The organism is Rhizobium sp. L1K21, from assembly GCF_024055895.1.
In the GTDB taxonomy this organism is placed as follows: domain Bacteria; phylum Pseudomonadota; class Alphaproteobacteria; order Rhizobiales; family Rhizobiaceae; genus Ensifer_A.
On record NZ_JAMXLE010000001.1, the window covers coordinates 1,006,029 to 1,026,885 of the forward strand.

Here is a 20,857-nt window from a genome sequence, read left to right on the forward strand (position 1 = left end):
AGGTAAAACGCAGGTTTATCGGCAGGTTTTGGGGGCAGGCGGCATGAGACGGCTTTTCTGGTTTGCCTTTGCCGGGGGGGCGGGCTTTGTTGTCGATGCCGGCATTCTGCAGCTTCTCCTGTCCTTCACGCCGCTTGGTCCTTTTGTTGCGCGGATCGTCTCGATTGCAACGGCCATGTCGTTTACCTGGTTTATCAATCGCACATTCACCTTCGGTCGTTCGAAGCGTCATCCGGCAGCGGAGGGCGCACGGTACGGCTTTATCGGCGGGCTTTCCGCGCTCGTGAATTATGGCCTTTATTCGCTTTGCCTTCTTTGCGTGCCAAGCATATGGCCAGTGATTGCGGTGGGCATCAGCTCATTGGGTGCTATGGTCTTTTCCTATCTCGGCTATTCACGCTTCGTCTTTTCGCGCTGAGCCAAATGTGACTTTTTTCTGCCCCCGTGCCGCATCAGTTTCACATTTGGCTGAGAAAAGAAGGCTTGCCGTCAATTTGCGGTCGGCGATGTTTCGCTTTAAAGTTCGGTCGCACCACGCTTCAAACGAAGCTTCCAGGCGGCAAGTTCCGTCATTCAAACGCCGAGGAAGATATGAAATCCATTTATTTCAAAAGCGCCCTTCTTGTGACACCCCTATTGCTTTCCAATGTTGCGAACGCACAGTTGGCTACGGTGACTGTGGCGCCCGGAGACTCGCTAACTCAACTTGCAAAGGAGCATCTGGGCGACGAAAACCTCTGGCTCAAGCTTTGCAATGCAAACCGGAAGATTGTCGGCAAAAATTGCAACACGATCGAACCCGGCATGGTCCTCAAGCTGCCTGGCGTGAAAGCTGCTGCATCTGAAACGAAGCCCGCTGCGTCAAAGGAAAAGACCGCGGAGGCAGCGCCTGCAGCGAAAACCACTGTCGCCGAGACAAGCTTCAGCGTCGATTTTTCCGGCGAAAGCAATGCTGTTTTCACCGGTGATGAGCCGCTCAAGGCTTCGCGTGCCGAGGGTGCCAATGCGGTGACACTCAGCGGAAATGTTGAAAAAGCCTCGCCGGGCGGCAAGCCGGGCCTTTCTGTTGCCGTCAGCCCCGGCTTTGAAAAAGCGGCCAGCGGCAAGAAGATCAAGGTCACGATCGATGTGACAGCCAAGGAAGACGGCACCATTTCTGCCGCCTACTCCACGGCGGATGTCGGAAACAGCGGCTGGCAGTCGCTGCCGGTGAAGGCTGGGGAAAACACCGTGTCCTTCGAATATGATGTTCCTGCCATGAAAAATGGCGGCGGTGACTATCTTGGCATTCTGCCCGACCCGGAAGGCAAGGGCCAAAGCATTGACGTAACGTCCGTCAAGTTCGACGTCGTTTCCTGAAGCGACACAGGATTTCGGGCCGCGCAAACCGTTGCGCGGCCCGTTTCAAAAAAAACGCAACTCGTCGTGTTGTGCGATCAGACCTTTTCCCAGCTGTCTTTTTCAGATGCGCGATAGATAGCGTCGATGAACTTCTGGTTCTTTTTTGAATATTCCAGCGTCACCAGTTCGGTATCGTCGCCTTTGACCGCCTTCGCAAAGGCTTCCGCCTCGCGTCGGTACTGGCGGGAATCGTTGAAACGAAGCACTTGAGTGACAGCATGTTTGCGGTCGCTGATCTCGACCACTTCCTCACCGTATATATTGGCGTTGAAGGGTGAGCGCACTTCTATGAAACCATCATCGCCATGGAACACCATCACCTGGCGGTGGCCCATCTGGGTGGAGACGTAAAAGCTCAGCTCGAATTCACCAAAATCGGCGCGCACCGAGGAATAGATATCCGTCTTGAATTCCGGATCGCGCCGGACTGTCGACTGGACCCGGATCGGCTCCTTTCCAGTCACGAAGCGGGTGGTGATCGTCGGGTAGACGCCGATATCTGGCAGTGCGCCGCCGCCAAGTTCGGGAATGTTGCGCATATTGCCGGGATCACGGTTGAAATAGGTGAAGGCACCCTGCACATGACGCAGTTTGCCGATCGCCCCATCATCCAGCAGTTGGCGCACCTTCCGCCACACCGGGGCATAGGTCACCATATAGGCTTCGGAAACAATAACCTTGTTGCGGTCGCGCGCGGCAATCACCTGATCGATCTCTTCGGCCTTCAGGGCAATGGGCTTTTCACAGAGTACATGTTTGCCGGCATCAGCGGCTTTCACCGCCCATTCAATATGCTGTGACGTGGGCAGCGGAATGTAAACGGCGTCGATCGTGTCGGACGCCAGCATCTCTTCATAGGAGCCGAAGGCGTTTTGAATGGCGAATCGCTCGGCGAAGCTTTTGGCCCGTTCAAGGTCACGGCTCGACACCGCTGCCACGACGCAATTGTCCGCGTCCTGCATGGCCGGCACAACGTGTTCGGCGGCAATTTTGGCGGTCGAAATGATTCCGAAACGCAGCATTGTTTTCCTCCTTGTGTTTTTTCTTTATTCTTTACAGCAAACCGCCTTTTTTCACAGCCCACCAGGCAAGAAGAACGGACACCAGCATCGCAGCACCCGCCATCACTGTTCCGGCTGCCCCATGTTCAAACGGCAGGCCGGAAGTATTCATGCCGAAAAAGCCGGTGACCAGCGTCGGCGGCATGATGAGGGCGGTGATGACCGACAGAATGTAGATATGCCGGTTGGTTTCGTCCTGGATTTCGGAATTGATATCTTCGTAAAGCAGCCGGGCGCGCTCGCGCAGCGCCTCCACTTCCAGCGTTCCGGCTTCAAGCCGGCTGTTGATGCGCGATATGGCCGTTTCAAATTCTTCCGGCATGTCGTCTTCGTCGGCGGCGGCCACGTGGCGCATGGCGGTCAGAAGCGTGCGCAGGTGGCGATAGAGCCGCACGATGCTGCGCCTGAGCGGTTGCAGCTCCTTCTTCTGGCGTTCCGGTGCGGCGTTGCGCACACCGTCCTCAATGTCGTTCAGATCTTCGGTCACGGCGGCAACAAGTTCGAACAACGAGCGTTGAAACTCGCGCACCAGATATTCAAAAACATCAATCGGGCTGTCGAATTTGCGCGGATTGTGCACGGCCGCGTTCTTCGTCAGCTCCACATTGGCCAGCGGGTGCAGGCGCGTGGTGATAATGATGCGGTCGGAGACTGCGAAGTGCAGGAAGTCCAATTCGCGGCTCTTGTGGTCGAATTCGCGCTGGAATCCCGAAAGCGTTCCAAAAAGCCATCCATCTTCGACGGTGGCCGAAGGGTGCATGTCGCGCGTCACCAGTGCAAGATAGACTGATTCCGGCAGCAGGTTCAGGCTCTCGAGAAAGGCTGGCAGGCGCGTGTCGGCGAGGCCGAAATGCAGCCACACGAAGCCCTGTGAAATCAGCGCGTCGGGCAATTGCTCATCATGCAACTGTCTTGCACCCGTGCCATCGCCGGGAAAATGATAGGCCCAGACGAGACCGGGAATTTCTGAAACCTGCAAATGCATGGAAGACCTGTGCGTGTGTTGCTGCGGCGGTTGGGTTTGCCGCGCTGCATGCCATCCCGGAACGGTGCATGTGTCAAGGTCCATACTTGTCAGACGCCGTTGTCGGCGGTTTTTACGCTGTGGCCGGATATGTCCCCATTTCGTCCGTGCTCTGTCTTTTATGCTTGTTTTTTAGGGTGCATTGTCATCTCATCATCCAACAACAGGAGACGAATATGTCCTTTGAAAAGAGTGCGCTGATTGTTATCGATGTTCAGGAGTCCTTTCGCCATATGCCTTATTGGTCGGATGAAGGGTTGGGCGGCTATCTTGCCCGCCAGCAGGCATTGATTGACGGTGCAGTGGCTGCCGGTATCCCGGTCGTGCAGATATTTCACACCCGTGCAGGATCGCCGTTTGATCCCGCAGGCGAATTCGTCGTGACAATGGAAGGGCTGCACATCAAGCCGGATGTCGTCTTTCACAAGCAACGCCATTCCGCCCTTGCCGGCACGGGGCTCGGTATCTGGCTCCGTCAGAACGGCATTTCGCGGCTGATCATATCCGGCATCCGCACAGAGCAATGCTGTGAAACGACAACGCGTGATGCGTCCGATCAGGGGTTTGATGTCGATTTCGTCAGCGACGCGACCTTCACTTTCCCGATGGTGCATGCATCGGGCCAGCGGTTCTCGCAGGATGATATCCGTGTGCGCACCGAACTGGTTCTGGCTGGCCGCTTTGCAAGGATTGTGAGTGTGGATGACTTGCTTGGCGCGTTTCCGGCAAAGGCAGCCGCGTGACCGAGCCATCGCATACCCGCATCATCCCGCTCTATGTCGTGTTGCCGCCCGACACGCTGCTTCTGGATGTTGCGGGGCCGATGGAGGTGTTTCGTCGCGCCAATCTCGAGCAGGAGAGGGTGCGTTTCGAATATCATTACATCTCGCCACGCAACACCCAGCGCACCTCGATTGGACTTCAGATCAGCGCGCTCGAAAGCTTGCCTGAGGTTCTTCCCGATGATGCATGGATCATGATCTCGGGCAGCCTGACGGCGAGCGCCTATTTGGAGACGTCATCCGTCGAGCGCGCTGAGATCGTGTCGTGGCTCGTGCGTGCATTTCGGCCCGGCATGACGCTCGTTACTATCTGTTCGGGTGCGCTTTTGGCCGGGGAGGCGGGTCTCTTTCATGGTCGTCAATGCACCACGCATGCCGAATGTATTGCTGCGTTGAGGCAAAAAGCGCCTGGCGCGCGGGTTCTCGATGACCGGCTGTTTGTCGAAGACGGTCCGGTTCTATCGAGTGCGGGCATTTCAACCGGCGTCGATCTGGCTTTTCACATCGTCGCCAACATCATGTCACCGGCGGTTGCCGTCAGGATTGCTCGGCAGATGGTGGTCTACATGCGCCGCAGCGGTTCCGACCCGCAGGTCTCGCCCTGGCTGGCCGGTCGCAACCATGTTCATCCTGCCATCCACCGGGCGCAGGATGCCATCATGCGGGAGCCGGCTGCAGAATGGTCGCTGGCGCGCGTTGCAGATACCGCTCATCTGAGCGAACGGCACCTGTCGCGCCTGTTTCGCGAAGAGACCGGCTTTGCGGTCAATGATTATGTGAACATGATCCGGGTCACGCTGGCGCGCGATATTATCAACGGCTCGAAGCTCAGCATGGAAGCGGTTGCCGAACGGGCGGGGTTTGCCTCCGCCCGCCATATGCGGCGCGTGTGGTCGAAGCATTTCAGCCATCCGCCGGGCCAGATCAAGGCTCAGAATTTCTGACCGTAGCCGCGTTCGCCAAGCTGCCTTTCCCCATGGATATAGGGATCGGGATCAACACGCATTCCGCCGGGCGGTGCACTGCTGCGGATGGAAACATTGCCCTCGGTGCATGTATAGACGCGTTCGGGCAGGCCGCGCCCGTAGCCGCGATTGTAGTCGAAACCCTCTTCCAGTGAGGTTGTGCAATTCGAATTCTTCTGCACGGGCGCGTTGAGCATGCCTTGCGGATAGACGCCGGGCAGGTTTTTCAGATTGAATTCCTGCGCGGCTGCGGGCATTGCCGCGCCCAGCGTCAGAATTCCGAAAATGATCGCGGGCAACCTTGCCATGGCGCATCTCCATACATGGTGGGCAAGCGATCATACTCGCCCTTTTCTTAAAAATATGCTGCATAGGCGGGGTTTTCAATTGCGTATCAATGGGTTTATTGACGGATCACATATCTTTGAGGAGAAAATCATGAGCGGCACGATCCGTTATCACGAGGGCGATATCACGGCGCAGGACGCCGCGCGCTACACCGGGGCCATTGCCATCGACACTGAAACGCTGGGCCTTGTTCCCCGCCGCGACCGGCTCTGCGTGGTTCAGCTTTCGCCGGGCGACGGGACTGCCGATGTGATCCGCATTGCTGCCGGCCAGACCGAAGCGCCAAACCTTGTCGCCATGCTGGCAGACCAGAGCCGCGAGAAGATTTTTCACTACGGACGCTTCGATATTGCCGTGCTCTTCCACACGTTCGGGGTGACGACGACGCCGGTCTTCTGCACCAAGATTGCCTCGCGGCTGACGCGTACCTATACCGACCGCCACGGCCTCAAAGACAATCTGCGGGAAATGCTGGATGTGGATGTTTCCAAGCAGCAGCAGCAGTCGGATTGGGCCGCAGAGACGCTTTCGCAGGCGCAGCTCGAATATGCCGCTTCCGATGTTCTTCATCTTCATGCGTTGAAGGAAAAGCTCATGGAGCGTCTGGTGCGGGACGGACGGCTGGAGCATGCAAATGCCTGTTTCGAATTCCTGCCCACCCGCGCCAAGCTCGACCTGCTCGGCTGGGAAGAAACGGACATTTTTGCGCATAGCTAAGTTTCATCGCGGTTGAGCGCGAAAATTGTGACGTCCGGCTGAAAGCCTATTGAAGTCAGCGGGCGCTCCATGCAAAGTATGCGCGATGGTTCTGCCCGTGAGAAAGCGCGGGCGGATGAAATGGGAACACGGTGAGGACGACCCAAGAGGGGCCGAAACCGTGGCTGCCCCCGCAACTGTAAGCGGAGAGCAAAGCCTGAAAACCACTGGACCGCCACGGTCTGGGAAGGTGGCATTTGCATCGACCCGCGAGCCAGGAGACCTGCCATCGTGAGCCGTCGCGCTTTGAGGCGCGGCACTGTCAATCCGCAGCGCACGGTGGGTGCGCAAGGGAGTTAGAAAATGCATATTGAACCCGGCATCGTCGATGGTGCCAAGATTGTCCTTTCCTACGCAACCGCAGCAGCATCCGCCGGTCTTCTCGGCAAGATGGCCATTGATACCATGCGCCGTGACGGGGGTGTTGCAGCCCTTGCGCTGCGCAGTGTCATCACGACCGGTCTGGTCTTTTCCTTCTTTCAGGTTCTGCCGCATCACGCGGTCGGCGTTTCGGAAGTACACCTCATTCTCGGCTCGACTTTGCTGTTGATGTTCGGTGCCGGTCCGGCGGCCATTGGTCTTGCGCTCGGCCTGCTCTTCCAGGGCATTTTCTTTGCCCCCTTCGATCTGCCGCAATATGGCATGAACGTTACCACGCTCATCGTTCCGCTCTTTGCCATCAGCGCACTTGCCAAGCGCATCATTGCGCCCGGTACGCGCTATGTGGATATTTCCTACATGCAGGCGCTCAAGCTTTCGACAGGCTATCAGGCCGGTATCGTCGGCTGGGTGGCTTTCTGGGCGTTTTACGGCCAGGGTTTCGGCGCTGAAAACCTCGTGTCGGTCGGCTCCTTCGGTCTGGCCTACATGTCGGTCATTCTCGTCGAGCCGCTGGTTGATCTCGGCGTTCTGGCGATTGCCAAGCTTCTTGCTTCGCCGCAAAATCGCACACTCTTCAGCCGTCGCCTGTTGAACGCTGCCTGAACGGGTAACCGTTTTTGCAGGAGCCTCATGATCATATTACGGGCCCCACGCTGGAGCCGCTTCGGCGGCTCATTCGTGCGGGGCTCGCCAGACTTCCGTGGTGGTTGTCGGAGTTTCTGCTTTTCGGGCTCAAACAGGCTTGGGCGTGTCTCTTTGCCGCCATCATGCTGGGCCTGCTGATCGGCACCAAGCTCATCTGGCATGATGATTGGGTCGTGCACCGCTATGATGTGCTTTTCGGCATGGCCATTCTGGTTCAGGCCGCCTTTCTCTATTTCAAGATGGAGAGCTTCGAAGAGCTCAAGGTGATCATGATCTATCATGTCACCGGAACGATCATGGAAATCTTCAAGGTGCATATGGGTTCGTGGATCTACCCCGAGCCCTCCATCTTCAACATTGCCGGTGTGCCGCTGTTTTCCGGCTTCATGTATGGCTCGGTCGGCAGCTACATGGCGCGCGTCATTCGTATCTTTGATATGCGGTTTTCGCGTTATCCGCCCTTCTGGGTCACGGTGGTCATGGCGGTTGCCATTTATGTGAATTTTTTCACGCATCACTTCATCATCGATTTGCGCTACGTGCTGATGTTCGCCACCCTTGTTATTTACGCCCGCGTCTGGGTCTATTTCACAACGGACATCACCACGCTGCGCCTGCCGCTTGCCGTCACCGCCTTTCTCACAGCCATTTTCATGTGGCTTGCGGAAAATGTAGGCACCTACACAGGCACCTGGCTTTATCCGTCAAGCGATGGCTTTCGTCTCGTCTCTTTCTCCAAATTCGGTTCGTGGTATCTTCTCCTTTATGTGAGCTTCGTCCTGGTGACGCTCGTGCTCAAGCCGCAACCGCCGGAAGGGGAGCGTGCCGATGGAAAGAACCTATATCGCGCTCCTGCGCGGGATTAACGTTTCGGGTACCAACAAGCTGCCGATGATGCAGCTGAAGGCGATTGCCGAGGGGCTCGGTCTCGACCACTGCCATACCTATATCCAGTCCGGAAATCTCGTCTTCAAGGCCGATGATGTCGGCGGTCTGGAGGCAAGACTGGCCGCAGCTATCGAGATAGAATGCGGTTTTCGCCCGCCTGTCATCTTACGCTCTCTTGCGCAATGGAAGGAGATCATCGCCCATTGCCCCTTCATGGCGGAGGCGGGTGATGCGCCGGCTAGCGTTCATGTGTACCTGCTTGGCGAAACACCGCAGCAAAAGCATCTCGATGATCTGACCTCGCGCAATTTCGGCACGGACCGCTGGCAGGTGGGTGAGGGCGCCGTCTATCTCCACCTTCCCGATGGCGTCGGACGTTCCAAACTGGCAAACTCGATCGAGCGCATTCTCAAAGTGCCGATGACCGGCCGCAACTGGCAGACGATGCAGGCTATCGAGGCGCTGGGAGAGAATGCGTGAAAGCCCTTCGATGGCCGCTTCATTCAAAAATGGTATTTTTTAACCATCTGATTTAGCACGTTCTTAAATTGATAAAGGGCAAGAAGGGAAGAGAATTGAGGACTTCCCATGCTTGATGTTGCACTTTGCCTGACACTCGATCACGATTTGCGCCTGGTTTTTCTGGCAGCCATTGTCTGCGCCACCGGCAGCTGGATCACCTTCAGGCTTTTCCGGCGCGGATTGGACGAAAAGGGGCTGTTCGCACTCGGCTGGCACTTCCTTGCAGCAACGGCTGCCGGATCGTCCATCTGGACCACGCATTTCATTTCCATGCTGGCCTATGAAATCAAGGCGCCGGTGGTCTTTGATCCGGTTTTGACGATTGTTTCGCTTCTGATTGCCATTTGCGGTTCGTTCATCGCCTTTTCGCTCACGTCTGTCATGGGGCGTTTCTCGTTCATCGCTGGGGGCATCGTTCTTGGTTTTTCAGCCGCCGCCATGCACTATGTCGGCATGTGGGGATACCACATCAGCGGCGTCGTTTCCTGGGACATGGGCTATGTCGCTGCCTCCGTCGGCATTTCAGTTTTCGCAGCATCGGCCGCGATCTACATCGTCACCAACACGGCGGGCCAATGGCGGATCGCGCAATCTGCAGGGGTCTTCCTTTGCGGTATCGTCGGTTTGCACTTCACCGGCATGACGGCTCTGCATGTGGCGGCACTTCTCATGCCCGCCGGCGGCGAGCATTCTGATTCCTATCTTGCGATGGCGCTTTCCGTTGCGCTCGGCTGCTTCGTCATGGCCGGTGCCGGGTTGACCTCTTTCCTGATTGAAAACCGCACCCGGCAGGATTCGTTTCGCAAGCTGCATACGCTCGCCTTCTACGATACGCTCACCGGCCTTGCCAACCGGCCAAACCTGCAGGCGCGCCTCGACGAGATGTGTCAGGCGGAGGGTGAGACGAAGCGGGAGTTTGCGTTCATCGGCATGGACCTCGACAAGTTCAAGGAGATCAACGATCTTCACGGCCATCAGGCTGGTGATCTCGTATTGCAGGCCATTGGTGACAGGCTGAAAGCGCTTCAAAACGCGTCAATCCATTTTGCGCGCCTTGGTGGCGATGAGTTTGCCGCGATCATGGAGATTTCCGATGAAAGCGCGCTCCTGAAGAAGATGATGGAGATCAAGCAGAGCCTTACTCAGCCGATCAAGCTGGACACGTTACAGCAAGTCTCTACCGGCGTGAGCCTTGGTGCCGCGCGCTACCCCTTCGATGCGGAGGAGCCGCAGGAACTGGTAAACCGCGCTGACCTTGCCATGTATCGTGCCAAGCATGATCCGCTTACATCTATCTGTTTTTATGATGCTGCCATGGATGAGGTGGTTCGCCGGCGCAAGGCTCTCACGGCCGATTTGCGGCAGGCGATTGCCCATGACGAGCTTGAGCTTCACTACCAGGTGCAAACCACGGTGGCGACAGGCGCCATTTCAGGCTTTGAGGTTCTGTTGCGCTGGAAACACCCGGAACGCGGCTATATTCCGCCATCTGAGTTCATCCCCCTTGCCGAGGCCAGCGGTTTCATCATGGAGCTTGGCCTTTGGGTTCTCAAGACCGCCTGCCGCCAGGCGGCGCAATGGCCAAATCTGCATAAGATTGCGGTCAACCTTTCGCCAATGCAGCTGGCTGATCCATTCCTGCCGGAGCGGGTTCAGGAATCGCTTGCCGAAAGCGGTCTTGCCGCCAGCAGGCTGGAGCTTGAACTGACCGAATCGGCCGTTGTCGAAAACCGCGAACGCACACTTGATCTGCTTTCGCGTATTAAAGCGCTCGGCGTCACCATTGCTCTGGATGATTTCGGCACCGGCTATTCATCGCTTGAAACATTGCGCAGCTTTCCCTTCGACAAGATCAAGCTCGACCGTTCTTTCATGCATGAGATTGAAGACAGTGCTGAATCGCGCGCCATTGTGCGGGCCGTGCTGGCTCTCGGGCGCAGCCTCAATGTTCCGGTGCTCGCCGAAGGGGTCGAAACACGTCATCAGCTCGACATCCTCAACAGTGAAGGCTGCGACGCGGCCCAAGGTTACTTCCTCGGACGCCCGACGCCCATTGCGCGTCTGTTGGAAAGCTTCCATGTTGCGGCAGATGCTTCCAGCATCGATTTTGATGTTGCCATATTGCAGTCTGTCGGCATGACACTGCGTGGAAGTAACGCACGCCGTGAAAGTAACGCAGCAACCATCAACGCACGGCAGCGCGGCGCACAGTCCTGATGACAGGGTTTTCCGCCAGAAGGCCGGTGATGACCCCATGCGGCCGGACACGCAGCGGTGAAATTTACACTCTGTTAATTTTTAGAAATTAATGTTATAACAACAGATAGAAGTGCATCAGCTGGCGCGATGAGCTGCGTTGCGGGCGATCAAAAGCCCGAAGGTGATGCGAGGGACGGCATGATCTCGCCGTATCCGGACCAAACCTGATTTCCGCGACAATTCATCTTCATGAGGCTGCCATGCTGTCTCCTGTACGTGCGTCACAATCTTCGGAATTCGTTCTGGCTTCGCAGCTTGCTCAAGACGGTGAGGCGGGTGCTTCGCCGCGCGACCTCAAGGCAGAGGCCGCACTTGCGCTTCTCAAAAGCATTTCCAGCAGCCAGGCCGGTGTCAAACTCGCCGGTTTGCTTGGCCATGCCGAATTGGGTTCAGGAGATGTGCTGACCAATCTGGCGCTCAATTTTGCAAAATCGTTGAACCTGCAGCCACAGCCGAATGAGAGCCTCAAGGCATTTACCGCGCGGATTGCGGAAACCATTCTTTCGCTCTCCGCCCTTGAGCGTGTGGCCGCGGAAAGCAAATCCGGACTGATGGCCCTTGGCATCAGCGCCTCTTCACTGGCTGCGGCGCTGAAAAATCCGACCTCTGCGGATGCGGCCCGGCTGGTGGCACTGATTGAAACCAAACTGGAAAGTCCGCGCGATTCAGCCGTGAAGACGGCGATTTCCAACTATCAGGCTCTGGCAGGTCGCGAGCAGGGGCCGCGCAACATGCCGGGCAACGGCCAGCCGGTTCTGCCCGAAGCGCCACAGAGCCCGCCGCGCAATCCGGTTCCAAACGGGCGCGGGGTTGAGGTTCTACGGCTTTTGCAGGCCAACAAGGATTTGGCCAATGGCGCGCCTGCCGGTGCAACGCAGCAGCCTTCGCGTTCGCCGGTTCAAATCGGTGCTGCAACACCGGAACAGATCAAGGTGAGGGCGGCTGCAGCGGATATGCTTGCGCAGTCTCAGCCTGTTTCGGCCCGTGGCGCAAACATTGAGGTCCGTCAGCCGGTTGAAGAGGCGAAGGTTTCTGGCTTTATGGCGCGTGAGGCTGTGCTGGCTGCAAAATCCGGCAGCGCGATCCTGACCAATGCGGCCCCTGTCGTTGCCGGTCAGTCGGCGGCTCATCTTGCCACTCTGACCGCCAATCCCGCCCCGCAGAACGGGCGCTCGGCGCATGTCATCGATTTCGTTCGCGCGGTCATGGCGCGGGCTGAAAACCAGGAGGCGGTGACAGCGGCGGCTTACCGCGTGGCAGCGGCTCTGGCGAACCGCCAGATATTGCTCTTCACCGGTTCGGCACCCTCTGAAGGGACTGGTGAAGACCTCGAAAAACAGATCAGCCGCGCGCTTGGTGATGCCGCGCGCGCCAGCCAGGCGGCAGCCGCCGGTCTTGCCGCCGCCGACCACGCCCAGCAAAACCCGCTTGCCCAGCCGCATGTCGGCATTCCTTTTGCGCAGGTGCCTTATCCGCAGGCCGATACTGAAGAGGCCCGCCGCAAGGCGAAAGAGGACCAGCAAGAGGGTGAAGAGGGGCGCGAGGAAGACGACGCGCGCGGCGAGGGCAATGAGCAGTCCATGCAGGGCGAGGGCGAAGCGGGCGATGAGCCCAAACGCCGCCCACCGGAAGAGCCGGTCAACGACAATCCCTTCGCCGCCGACGAGCCGCTCGACCGTCATGCCAGCGACGCCGACCGCGCCTACCACATGTATCAGAAGTTCGGCGGTTTTTAGAGCGTTTCCCGCCTGATCGGTTCTGCCCTTCCGATCGACCCTTGAAACGCACCTCCCAAGCAAAAGCCCGCAAGGATCACTCCCTGCGGGCTTTCTTGTCTCAGTCGCTAATCGGTCAGGATTAGCTGTTGTCGCGGTTCTTCAGGGCAGCGCCCAGAATGTCGCCGAGCGAAGCGCCAGAGTCGGACGAACCGAACTGAGCAACGGCTTCCTTCTCTTCTGCGATTTCCAGAGCCTTGATCGACAGGCCAACCTTGCGGTCCTTCTTGGAGAAGGAGGTGACGCGGGCGTCGAGGACCTGACCGACGGAGAAACGCTCAGGGCGCTGCTCGTCACGGTCACGCGACAGGTCGGAACGGCGAATGAAGGCTTCCACGTCTTCGTGGTTGACCAGCTTCACTTCGATGCCACCGTCGTTCACGGCAACAACTTCGCACGATACGACAGCGTTCTTGCGCAGGTCGCCGGAAGCGGCTGCTTCGCCGAGTGCGTCCTTGCCGAGCTGCTTGATGCCGAGCGAGATACGCTCCTTGTCAACGTCAACGTCGAGAACAACAGCCTTGACCATGTCGCCCTTGTTGTACTCTTCGATCACCTGCTCGCCCGGACGGTTCCAGTCGAGGTCAGAGAGGTGAACCATGCCGTCCACGTCGCCTTCGAGGCCAATGAAGAGACCGAATTCGGTCTTGTTCTTGACTTCGCCTTCGACTTCGGCACCAGCCGGATAGCTGTGGGCAAATGCTTCCCACGGATTTTCCAGCGTCTGCTTCAGGCCGAGTGAGATGCGGCGCTTGGTCGGATCGACTTCGAGAACGACAACGTCAACTTCCTGGCTCGTGGACAGGATCTTGCCGGGGTGTACGTTCTTCTTGGTCCAGGACATTTCGGACACGTGGATGAGGCCTTCGATGCCCGGCTCCAGCTCAACGAATGCACCATAGTCGGTGATGTTGGTGACGGTACCGGAAATGCGCTTGCCAACCGGGTACTTCGTGCCGATGGATTCCCACGGATCGGACTCGAGCTGCTTCATGCCGAGCGAGATGCGGTGTGTTTCCTGGTTGATGCGAACGATCTGAACCTTGACCGTCTGACCAATGTTGAGGATTTCAGACGGATGGTTCACACGGCGCCATGCCATGTCGGTGACGTGCAGCAGGCCGTCGATGCCGCCGAGGTCAACGAATGCACCGTAATCGGTGATGTTCTTGACCACACCTTCAACAACCTGACCCTCTTCGAGGTTCTGAACGATTTCAGAACGCTGCTCGGCGCGGGACTCTTCCAGAACCGTGCGGCGGGATACAACGATGTTGCCGCGACGCTTGTCCATCTTGAGGATTTCGAAGGGCTGCGGGTTGTGCATGAGGGGGGTGACGTCGCGGATCGGGCGGATGTCCACCTGAGAGCGCGGAAGGAAGGCGACAGCGCCGTCGAGATCGACGGTGAAACCACCCTTGACCTGGTTGAAGATGATGCCTTCGACGCGTTCGCCGGCTTCGAACTTCTCTTCCAGGCGGCCCCAGCTTTCTTCGCGGCGAGCCTTCTCGCGCGAAAGAACGGCCTCACCAAGCGCGTTTTCGATGCGCTCGATGTAAACTTCGACTTCGTCGCCAACCTTGAGCGAACCGTCCTTGGCCTTGGCGCCGAATTCCTTCAGCGGCACGCGGCCTTCAACCTTGAGGCCGACGTCAACGATAGCAACGTCCTTCTCGATGGCTGTGATTGTGCCCTTGGCAACATAACCTTCAGCAAGGTCGTTCTGTGCAAAGGACTCTTCGAGGAGCGACGCAAAGTCCTCCGTCATAGCAGTAGCTGTCATTAAAACTCCAAATGTGCACTCATATCAGAGGCACTTTCAAGCACCGGCGGTTCGTGTTGATCACGACAAAAGCCCCATCCGGCCTCCGTCAAAAACGGGGCAAATTCCGGTGCGGGGAGGGAACCTTCGCCATTTCGGTTGCATGCAATGGGCAAAAACAGCCCGAAACGCCGCCTCTATACGCATTTCAGGCCCTCAGATCAAGCCCCAAAGGGCTTTGCAGGCTGCCGGTTTTACGCATGGGCGCGAGATGCGGTTGCGAAGCCGGTCTTCTCCCCTTGGGGATAATGTGGCCTGCCGGGTCTTGCCTGGAATAGATCAGCGCCGAATGAGGGGTTCTCAAATCTGCAGCGACAAAGGCGGACAACTGTGACCCAGGGGGAACCCCTCATCGCCTCGCCCGGCTCGGCACTTCTCCCCAAGGGGAGAAGAGGGCACCCAGCCGCTCCCAATCGTGAAAACGTCATCATCGGGAATGGTGGTGATTGGTGCGGTGGCAGCATCCTTGGTCTTCTCCCCTTGGGGAGAAGGTGGCCCAAAGGGCCGGATGAGGGGTTCTCAATGTCTTTTGATACCTACTTCAACACCTTGTCGATCATCGTCTTGGCCGCCTGAAAGGCTTCTTCGATGCTGAGGTTCGAGGTGTCGATCAGGTGGGCATCGTCGGCGGGTTTGAGCGGGCTGTCGGCGCGGCCCATGTCGCGCTCGTCACGCAATCGCACATCCGCCAGCACCTGCGCGTAATCGGCGTCCTTGCCCGAGGCGATGATCTCGTCATAGCGGCGCTTGGCGCGCACCTCGGGCGAGGCGATCACATAAAGCTTCACATCGGCGCCGGGGCAGACCACTGTGCCAATGTCGCGCCCGTCAAGCACGGTACCCGGCTGTTTGGCCGCAAATCGCCGCTGCGCCTCCACCAGCGCCTTCCTCACCGGCGTCATCACCGCAATTTTCGACGCCGCCTCGCCAATCTCATGGACGGCCAGCACGGAGCGGTCGAGCCCGGCCAGATCAACCTTCAGCGCCATCTCCGCCGCCACCGCTTCATCGTCCAAAGGCAGGCCAGCATCGAGCAGCGCCTTTGCGGTTGCGCGGTATGTGAGGCCGGTATCCAGATGATGCAGTCCATATTCGGCGGCAATGCGCTTTGACAGGGTGCCTTTGCCCGCTGCTGCTGGGCCGTCGATGGCGATGATGGGCATGGGGTGTCTCCGTGTTGGGGGAGGGGATAGCGCGAGGTGGGGGCGGGGGCAAAGCGTGTTTGGCGCCCGATGTGGTTTTGAGAGATCACAAGTGGTCTCGGCATTTGTCCTGAGTATGCGCGATCTATGCCAACCAGACAAATTGGATATTCACTTAGGGAATGGCTCGAGCTCAGAACTTTCGGAAGGCGTTTGTCTCGCTGAAGCAAAGCGAAATTTGAATACTTATGTCGTTGCACCATCAAGTAGCTTCGCCAACAAGCTCACAAATGCTATAAACTCCAGCGCACGTTCTGGGTCGTCTTGAATGAAACCGTGGGCTCTCGGATTTCGTAGGCCGGATACCGCGCCGGCGAACATTTGCATGAACCCCTTTTGCTCATCCTTGTCGGATTGGTTTTCCAACGTGTTGAACTTCAGGACCGGATTATTTGGGCTGAAGGCTCGTTCCATGAGAGTCGTCCCGTCAACTTCCAAACCGCTTCGTAGTCGCACCAGCCCATTTAGCGCTTTGACCGAAGCTTCTACTGCATTGGAGTAGTGCCCGTCGCTGTATAGGCGAGATGCCGCACGCGCAATTTCTGGATGTAGGTCGAGACTGTCGTAAGCGCGGATAGCGCGGGGGCTGCTGTCGTCATTTTCAGGTTCGAGGTTTTCTTCAAAAATTTCAATTAAGGTGCCCAGCATCCTTTGCCCGTTTGCGACCTTACTTCTCACTGTATCGATATTGCCCCTTAGGGACGTATCCATCCCCGAGTACCAGACGCTAAAAGTTGGCTTGAAAGTTTCTATATGATATTCTTCATACTCTAGAGTTTCTGCTCCAAACGTATCTCGCAATGTCGCGTTGATTTTTTGGGATAGAGAATCAAGAGTCTGTTTCCCAGTTTCCTCGGTCAGAGAACGCACATCTAACGCTTTCAGCTCCTCTAAGCGTTTTCTGAGCTTGGTTAACGAATTCGACATTTGCGCTGGGGAGAGATTCGCCGATGGCTTTCTCATTGTTGTTTTTGTGGCCATTTAGTAACTCCATTTTCGAGAAGTCATCATCGAAGTAAAAGCTTACTAAGCTCCCCTTTGTTAGGTCAACGCCTGTTTGGATGTTGGCTAGCTCCGGTCTTGCTTGATCCACTTGTAAATGCAGCGTGAGCGCTTTCACTGGTTCTTTTCAGTTGAGGCGCTATTCCGTTCTACATTGAGCTTCGGTCTTCAAGCCCGGGCATGACGGTGGCAGGGCAGGGCGCCTACCGCTCATTCACCCCCTTGCCCGCCAGAATCCGCTCCCGAAATTTTGCAATCCGGGCAATCCGCGTTTCGGCCTGCTTGGCCCCATTCAGGTTGATCACGTAGCTGCGCTGGCGGCCGGGGGTGAGGGTTTGGAAGGCTTCGGCGAGTTCGGGGTCGGCGTCGAGCGCGTCGAGCAGCTCGGCGGGCAGGTCGAGGTCGGTCTCTTCCTTTGGCGCGGTGATGCCGGTTTCGGCATAGGTCATCGCCTCCTTCAGATAGGCGCGGATGACCGGTTCCATGGTCGCTGGCTGATCGTTTCCGGTAAAGCGGATGATGCCGGGATGTTTCGTGTTGGGACCGTTCTTTTCCAGCGCGCCCTCGGGGTCTTTCATCCGCGCGGGGTTCATGAAGGAGAGGCGGAAGTCGTCGCGAAAGGCGGCAATCAGCGCGATATTGCGCTCGGCGTGCATATAACAGGGATGCGCCCATTTCACCGTTTCAACAAGGCCCATATCGACGCAGATGCGCCGCAAGTCCATCAGGCCGTCGATCCATTGGCGGGTGGAACAGTCAGGCGTTGCAAAGCGTGCGCAGCGCCCGCAGCCCTTGGTGAAAAAATCCTCCACATCGGTGATCATCTGTTCTCTCCCGTTTTGTGCGAGCCTAGCAGAATGGCCAGGGTGAAAGAATGGGCGAGGCTGCCGCTTGTTGGCCTTCTCCCCCCCCTGGGGAGAAGTGCTGAGCGCAGCGAGGCGATGAGGGGTTCTCACCGCGCCACCTTGAGAACCCCTCATCTGCCCTTCGGGCATCTTCTCCCCAAGGGGAGAAGAAGGGCGCTGCACCCGACCTTCGGCTCTTTCAGGGGGAGGGCGGGCCGTCCTGGGGTGCCTTTTGCACCTTAGGTCCGCTGGGGCGCGTCAGGATGAATGCGGCGGCGGCCATCAAGACGACGGCCTGCACGGCAAGGATTGTGGTGCCGACCTGCATGATGATGCTGAGGATGAAAGCGGCGGCCATCATGCTGACTGCGATCGCCTTGTAGCGCGGCGCAATGGCGCCATTGGCGCGCCAGTCGAGAATGATGGGCCCAAAAAAGGCGCTTTCCTCCAGCCGTTTCTGCAGGGCGGGCGAACTTTTGCCGAAGGCGAAAGCGGCGAGAATCACAAAGGGCGTTGTCGGCAAAAGCGGCAATATGGCCCCAACGGCGCCCAGCCCAAGCGCAATCAGGCCGGTCGCAAACCAGAAAAGCCGCATCGGCGCGTTCGCAAATGGCATCTTCATCCTGCACCACCGTTTCGCTTCGGATCTTGCAACCAGATAGGCATGCGCGGTGGATTTGCCAAAGAAAATTTTGTAGTGGTGCGCCCCTTTCTCCCCTTGGGGAGAAACGTCATGCGCAGCGTGGCAATAAGGGGGGCCTACAATCGTGCTTGAGAACCCCTCAGCTGACACATATTTTCTTGCGCTTGCCGCAGCCAAATCTTTCCACTTATGCGATTTGAGGCAGCAGGCAAGAGGCCGCCACGCACCGGCCTCGCCCCCTTGTGGGAGAGGATAGTAAGTCCGCGTGAAGCAATCGCTGAACGCTGGACGCACTTGGTGAGGGGTAAAGGCCAGAGTGCAAAATCAAATGCCCCTCACCAAGCGCGCCGACCAATCGCCTTTGGCTCTTGGGGCTTGCTATCCTCTCCCACAAGGGGAGAGGAAAAGGCCGCGACACCAACTCTCCTCCGTCATTCCGGCCTTGATCTTGCATGACGGCGGGCGAAGCGAAAGCTCCCTCCAGCCTCACCCTGAGGTGGGAGCGCAGCGACCCTCGAAGGGTCAGGCTGGCCCCCGATCGTACAAATATCCCGCCCTCGCCCTTCGAGACGCCGCCAAGGCGGCTCCTTGAGGCATGAGGGCTGACCATTGAGGCTGCCGCAAGCACGGCCTGGCTTTCTACCCTTGGGGAGAAATGTCATGCGCAGCATGACAATGAGGGGTTCCCAATGTGACTTCATGAGAACCCTCATCCGACCCTTCGGGCCACCTTCTCTCCAAGGGGAGAAGACCAGGGTCTACGCAACCATAAAGCCGCAAATGGCAACATGGGCAGAGATGCGGACGTCGCGGGATCAACTGCCGAAAGCGGGGCGCTTTGTGCGCATCATAACTAAAATACAATGTGGCGCACAAAACGCCCCATCCGCCCTCCTGTCAGGAGGGAACCCATCCGGGACGCCTTTTACGGCAACGCCGAGAAAGATCAGCGAGTCCCGGCAGAGAATGCGAATAACCCGGAAGCGGAAAGCTTGCCGGGGTTAAGGTGCGGGCGTTTCCATCAGACCGGCATTGAAGGCTGCGTGGGTTGCGTTTTGTCAGGGTGCAACGAAAGACAGGTTCACCATTGCAAAATTTCCAAAATCCTCTATACAGGCCGCATCGACCATTGCTTGTGATACCGGTCGTGGGTTTTGCCTGCCTCCGTCTTCCTTTCAACTAATCGATCCAATCCCGCAGGATATCGCGGGAACCACAACGATTACGAAGAAAGGAAATCGTTATGAATACTGGTACCGTTAAGTGGTTCAACTCAACCAAGGGCTACGGCTTCATCCAGCCTGACAACGGCGGCGCGGACGTTTTCGTTCACATCTCTGCTGTCGAGCGCGCTGGCATGACCACGCTCAACGATGGTCAGAAGGTCTCCTACGAGATCGTGCAGGACCGTAAGTCCGGCAAGAGCTCTGCTGGCAACCTGCAGGCTGCCTAATCGGCTTTGAGCGCTCTGTTGCGGGGTTTCCTGCACGTTGAGACGCAACGTTTTTGAAAGGTCGGGAGAAATCCCGGCCTTTTGTTTTGCGCGTGTTTATCGGTAAAAAGACGGCCGGTTCAGGCATCGACCTCTGCAGCCCAGGGGATCGCCGGTTGCGCGCCGGCCTTTGTGCAGGCAAGCGAGCCGGCAACGGCTGCGCGGCGCATGGCCTCCTTGAAGGGCATGCCGGCGTCCAGGCTTGCAGCGAGATAACCGCAGAATGTGTCGCCCGCACCCACCGTGTCGACGGGCACGACTTCGCGGGCCGGGACCTGCATCACTTCACCGCCGTGGACGGCGATCACGCCCTTGGAGCCCAGCGTGACGACCAGGGTCTGGCCGGTCTTTTCGTGCAGTTGCTCCATCACTTTCTGGCGGGACACAGCATCCAGCTTCGGCTCTTCGGCAAAGAGTTCGAATTCGGTCTCGTTGGCAATCACGATATCGGCCAGGCGGGCAATGCGGGCGCCATCAGCCGTCATCGGTGCGGTGTTGATCACCGTCTTGATGCGCTTGGCACGCGCCGAATAGATCGCCGACTCGACGCTCAGGGACGGTATTTCGAACTGAAACAGCATGTAGCTGCCGGGTGGCGTTGCGTCCACGGCGGCAATGGCATCCTTCTCCGTCAATTCGCCATTGGCACCCGGCACCACGGCAATCATGTTTTCGCCATCGCCGCCCACCAGGATCAGCGCCGTGCCGGTCGGACCGTTGGTGGTGCGCACAAGGCTCAGATCGGTTCCGGCATCGGCCAGAAGAGCGAGCGCATCCTTGGCAAATGAATCATTGCCCACGGCACCCGCCATCTTCACCTCGGCCCCGGCGCGGCGTGCGGCCAGCGCCTGGTTCGCGCCCTTGCCGCCGGCGGCCGTCGCGAAGGTTTTGCCGCCTACGGTTTCGCCGGGTTTGGGAAGCCGGTCGGTGGTTGCCGTCAGATCCATGTTGATGGAACCGAAAACTGTTATCATGGATGCCCCCCGCATTCCTTGGCCAAACTAGGCTGGCTGGCTTGGAACTGCACAAATTGAAGTAGAAGAT

The 20,857-nt window shown here is 57.9% G+C and carries 20 protein-coding genes and 1 riboswitch; of the genes, 11 read left to right on the plus strand and 9 right to left on the minus strand.

Annotation, left to right across the window (positions count from 1 at the left end; genetic code table 11):
- The first annotated feature begins 43 nt into the window (after positions 1-43).
- Positions 44-418, plus strand: coding sequence for a GtrA family protein (locus NHF56_RS04790; protein ID WP_252802055.1), 375 nt, complete (start codon positions 44-46; stop codon positions 416-418).
- Positions 419-591: 173 nt separating this feature from the next.
- Complete coding sequence (locus NHF56_RS04795) at positions 592-1,359, plus strand: LysM peptidoglycan-binding domain-containing protein (protein WP_252802057.1); 768 nt, start codon at positions 592-594, stop codon at positions 1,357-1,359.
- A gap of 77 nt (positions 1,360-1,436) precedes the next feature.
- Here NHF56_RS04795 and NHF56_RS04800 read toward each other — a convergent pair whose 3' ends face one another.
- Both NHF56_RS04800 and NHF56_RS04805 read right to left on the minus strand, forming a co-directional pair.
- Positions 1,437-2,423 carry a Gfo/Idh/MocA family protein gene (locus NHF56_RS04800; protein WP_252802059.1) on the minus strand — a complete coding sequence of 329 codons (987 nt, stop codon included), beginning with the start codon at positions 2,421-2,423 and terminating at the stop codon, positions 1,437-1,439.
- Positions 2,424-2,454: 31 nt separating this feature from the next.
- Entirely contained in the window at positions 2,455-3,447 is a 993-nt protein-coding gene (locus tag NHF56_RS04805) for a CorA family divalent cation transporter (protein ID WP_252802061.1), read from the minus strand.
- A 215-nt stretch (positions 3,448-3,662) separates the two neighbouring features.
- Here NHF56_RS04805 and NHF56_RS04810 point away from each other — a divergent pair, with 215 nt between their 5' ends.
- Together NHF56_RS04810 and NHF56_RS04815 are read left to right on the plus strand one after the other, a co-directional pair.
- Positions 3,663-4,229 (plus strand): cysteine hydrolase family protein, encoded by a 567-nt coding sequence (locus tag NHF56_RS04810; RefSeq protein WP_252802063.1) that lies wholly within the window; start codon positions 3,663-3,665, stop codon positions 4,227-4,229.
- Positions 4,226-5,212: a helix-turn-helix domain-containing protein gene (locus NHF56_RS04815; RefSeq protein ID WP_252802065.1), complete on the plus strand. Its 987-nt coding sequence runs from the start codon at positions 4,226-4,228 to the stop codon at positions 5,210-5,212. The genes NHF56_RS04810 and NHF56_RS04815 overlap by 4 nt, the downstream gene beginning before the upstream one ends.
- Here the strand turns inward: NHF56_RS04815 and NHF56_RS04820 are convergent.
- Positions 5,200-5,541, minus strand: a complete 342-nt coding sequence (locus NHF56_RS04820) for a hypothetical protein (protein ID WP_252802068.1) — start codon at positions 5,539-5,541, stop codon at positions 5,200-5,202. The genes NHF56_RS04815 and NHF56_RS04820 overlap by 13 nt on opposite strands.
- 130 nt (positions 5,542-5,671) lie before the next feature.
- Between NHF56_RS04820 and NHF56_RS04825 the strand changes: the two genes are divergently transcribed.
- The 6 genes from NHF56_RS04825 (at position 5,672) to NHF56_RS04850 (ending at position 12,768) form a co-directional block, all read left to right on the plus strand.
- Positions 5,672-6,298, plus strand: coding sequence for a ribonuclease D (locus NHF56_RS04825; protein ID WP_252802070.1), 627 nt, complete (start codon positions 5,672-5,674; stop codon positions 6,296-6,298).
- Between the two features lie 69 nt (positions 6,299-6,367).
- Positions 6,368-6,583: riboswitch (cobalamin riboswitch) on the plus strand.
- Between the two features lie 57 nt (positions 6,584-6,640).
- Positions 6,641-7,321, plus strand: coding sequence for an energy-coupling factor ABC transporter permease (locus tag NHF56_RS04830; RefSeq protein WP_252802072.1), 681 nt, complete (start codon positions 6,641-6,643; stop codon positions 7,319-7,321).
- 14 nt (positions 7,322-7,335) lie between these two features.
- Positions 7,336-8,229, plus strand: a complete 894-nt coding sequence (locus NHF56_RS04835; protein ID WP_252802074.1) for a DUF817 domain-containing protein — start codon at positions 7,336-7,338, stop codon at positions 8,227-8,229.
- Positions 8,192-8,731, plus strand: coding sequence for a DUF1697 domain-containing protein (locus tag NHF56_RS04840; protein WP_252802076.1), 540 nt, complete (start codon positions 8,192-8,194; stop codon positions 8,729-8,731). Before NHF56_RS04835 ends, NHF56_RS04840 begins: the two co-directional genes overlap by 38 nt.
- 108 nt (positions 8,732-8,839) lie before the next feature.
- Entirely contained in the window at positions 8,840-10,990 is a 2,151-nt protein-coding gene (locus tag NHF56_RS04845) for a bifunctional diguanylate cyclase/phosphodiesterase (protein WP_252802078.1), read from the plus strand.
- Between the two features lie 242 nt (positions 10,991-11,232).
- On the plus strand, positions 11,233-12,768 hold the full coding sequence (locus NHF56_RS04850) for a hypothetical protein (protein WP_252802080.1): 1,536 nt from the start codon (positions 11,233-11,235) through the stop codon (positions 12,766-12,768).
- A gap of 121 nt (positions 12,769-12,889) precedes the next feature.
- Here NHF56_RS04850 and rpsA read toward each other — a convergent pair whose 3' ends face one another.
- From rpsA to NHF56_RS04875, 5 genes are all read right to left on the minus strand, one after another.
- Positions 12,890-14,590, minus strand: a complete 1,701-nt coding sequence (gene rpsA / locus NHF56_RS04855; RefSeq protein ID WP_252802082.1) for a 30S ribosomal protein S1 — start codon at positions 14,588-14,590, stop codon at positions 12,890-12,892.
- 575 nt (positions 14,591-15,165) lie between these two features.
- On the minus strand, positions 15,166-15,792 hold the full coding sequence (gene cmk / locus NHF56_RS04860; RefSeq protein ID WP_252802084.1) for a (d)CMP kinase: 627 nt from the start codon (positions 15,790-15,792) through the stop codon (positions 15,166-15,168).
- Positions 15,793-16,017: 225 nt separating this feature from the next.
- Entirely contained in the window at positions 16,018-16,812 is a 795-nt protein-coding gene (locus NHF56_RS04865) for a TIGR02391 family protein (RefSeq protein ID WP_252802086.1), read from the minus strand.
- Between the two features lie 224 nt (positions 16,813-17,036).
- Complete coding sequence (locus NHF56_RS04870; protein WP_252802088.1) at positions 17,037-17,657, minus strand: YdeI family protein; 621 nt, start codon at positions 17,655-17,657, stop codon at positions 17,037-17,039.
- A 220-nt stretch (positions 17,658-17,877) separates the two neighbouring features.
- Positions 17,878-18,300 (minus strand): YbaN family protein, encoded by a 423-nt coding sequence (locus tag NHF56_RS04875; protein ID WP_252802090.1) that lies wholly within the window; start codon positions 18,298-18,300, stop codon positions 17,878-17,880.
- Positions 18,301-19,564: 1,264 nt separating this feature from the next.
- On the opposite strand from NHF56_RS04875, the gene NHF56_RS04880 reads away from it, so the two are divergent.
- Positions 19,565-19,774, plus strand: coding sequence for a cold-shock protein (locus NHF56_RS04880; protein ID WP_252802092.1), 210 nt, complete (start codon positions 19,565-19,567; stop codon positions 19,772-19,774).
- A gap of 119 nt (positions 19,775-19,893) precedes the next feature.
- Here the strand turns inward: NHF56_RS04880 and NHF56_RS04885 are convergent, their stop codons facing one another.
- Entirely contained in the window at positions 19,894-20,787 is an 894-nt protein-coding gene (locus tag NHF56_RS04885; protein ID WP_252802094.1) for a ribokinase, read from the minus strand.
- Positions 20,788-20,857: the final 70 nt, after the last annotated feature.